The 2105-nt window shown below is 56.0% G+C and carries 1 protein-coding gene and 2 pseudogenes; 1 reads left to right on the forward strand and 2 read right to left on the reverse strand.

The features are described 5' to 3' along the window. Positions 1 to 943, forward strand: a pseudogene (locus AC1DLB_RS30030) (OmpP1/FadL family transporter); the annotation flags it as partial. On the opposite strand, the gene AC1DLB_RS30035 reads toward AC1DLB_RS30030, so the two are convergent. Together AC1DLB_RS30035 and AC1DLB_RS30040 are read right to left on the reverse strand one after the other, a co-directional pair. Beyond that, positions 928 to 1704 (reverse strand): SDR family NAD(P)-dependent oxidoreductase, encoded by a 777-nt coding sequence (locus AC1DLB_RS30035; RefSeq protein ID WP_477786286.1) that lies wholly within the window; start codon positions 1702 to 1704, stop codon positions 928 to 930. The pseudogene AC1DLB_RS30030 and the gene AC1DLB_RS30035 overlap by 16 nt on opposite strands. A gap of 138 nt (positions 1705 to 1842) precedes the next feature. Continuing rightward, positions 1843 to 2105: pseudogene (locus AC1DLB_RS30040) on the reverse strand (TolC family protein); the annotation flags it as partial.

Genomic DNA, 2105 nt, shown 5'->3' on the forward strand with positions numbered 1-2105 from the left:
CGCGAAGACTGACATAAGCCAAACCCGCAGTACATTCGGAGGCCAGGAAGACGGCGACATGGTGCCAACCACCACAGTGCCTATGGGTTACTACGTCAAACCCATCGATGAGCATTGGGCGTTCGGTGTAGGTTTTTATGTACCTTTCGGTCTGATGACTGACTATGGCAGCGGTTTTGCCGGGCGTTACTACGCCAACAAAAGTGAGGTCACGACCCTTACGTTCCAGCCCACCATCAGCTATGCCTTTAACGACAAAGTTTCGATCGGCTTCGGTCCGACCATCAACCGCATCACCGGTGAGCTGTCCGGGATGGTGCCCAATCCACTTAGCCCAGGTCGCAATGACGGAAAACTCAAAAGCACGGGCGATGACACGGCCCTCGGTTTCAACGCCGGTATCCTGGTGCAGGCTACAGACCAAACTCGCTTGGGCATGACTTACCATTCCAAGGTCAGTTACCACTTGGACGCCAAGACCAAGGTCACCGACGGCATCTTTAGCGTGTTGGGGGTCAGCGGCCGGAGTTATGACGCTTCGCTGGATGTGGATACCCCAGAGTCAGTGGATTTCTCGGTGACTCATCAGCTCAATAATGACTGGACTCTATATTTGGGGAGTACCTGGACACGCTGGAGTCGCTTTAAAGAATTAACCATCGAGAACACGGGTTTACCCCCTTTGTTGAGCGGCTCGCTGGGCACTATTACCGAAGAACAGAACTGGCATGATACGTGGGCTCACGCTATCGGCACGGCGTACAAATTGAACAGCCAATGGGTACTTCGCGCAGGCTTCTCGGTCGACCAGTCTCCCACCAACAACACCAACCGTGGACCGCGCATTCCTACGGGTGACCGGAAGGTTATCAGCTTCGGTGCTGGCTGGACTCCGGCGGACAATGTCACGATCGATGTTGCTTATTCCTACTTATGGGAGGAGAGGCCCTGATGAAACCGACGAGGTGTGGCCCAAGTCAAGACAGTAATGGCCTTGTTGCCAAAACCCGGCACCACGCTCATGCGTCCGGCTTGCAGCGCACGGATTCCTGCGCGTACGACGGGTTGGGGCTGCATCATCACCCTTTTCAAGACCGGCGTGATCTTTTGCTTGGCGCTTTCTGCAAATCCGGTATCCGACATTCCTGGGCAAAGTGCGGTAACGACGACGCCGTCATTCTTCAGTTCGCGATGAAGCGCATCAGAGAAGCGAAGAACATAGGCTTTCGCGGCAGAGTAAACGGCGAAATTCTTCACGCCCTGGAAGGACAGCAAGCTGGCGACCATCAGGATGTGCCCACGTTTGCGGGCTCGCATGTCGGCCGCGAAAAGGCGTGTCAGGGCTGTCAGGCTGGCGATATCCAAATCAATCATGGTCAGGGACTCATCCAGAGGTTGATCCAGGAAAGGCCCCTGCAATCCATGACCCGCATTGTTGATGAGCACATCGATCACTATATTGCGTTCGCTGAGTCGCTCATGCAGTCCGATGATCGCCGGGATCGAGGACAGGTCTACTTGTTCGACGATCACATCAACGCCGAAGCGTTCGCGCAACTGCGCCGATAGCGCTTCGAGCTTACTCAGYCTTCTTGCTACCAGAACGAGCGATTTTCCCTGCGCTGCATATTGCCGGGCAAACTCCTCGCCAAATCCGCTTGATGCGCCGGTGATGAGCACCCAGGAATTTTCGTTCGACTTCATTTCGCTTTACTCCGGTTGGTTTCTATTGAGCAATTGGCTGCTGACCGCGTCAGTCGGTGAGCGAACCCACTCTCGGATTGGGTAGTAGCTGAAAGAGGGGGGAGGTGCGTGCATCAAGTGCTACATCACCTGGTTAAATCATCGTGTCGCAACAGGCTGGGCTTCAGGAGGCTGCCAGCCACCACCGAGCGCCTTGAATGCCGCGACCGCCGCCCGTGCTGATTCCGTTCGTGCTTGTGCCCGGGCATCGGAAGCCTGCAGCATCGTCTCGTCGGCGTGCAGGACGTCGATCAGGCTGGCCGTGCCTTTCTCATAGGCAATGAACGACGATTGGCGAGCCTGTGTCAGAGACGCCTCTCCCCCGGTGAGGGTGGTTGCTTGAGCTTCCCGATTCACCAGGG

The organism is Pseudomonas sp. 05N434, from assembly GCF_056396965.1.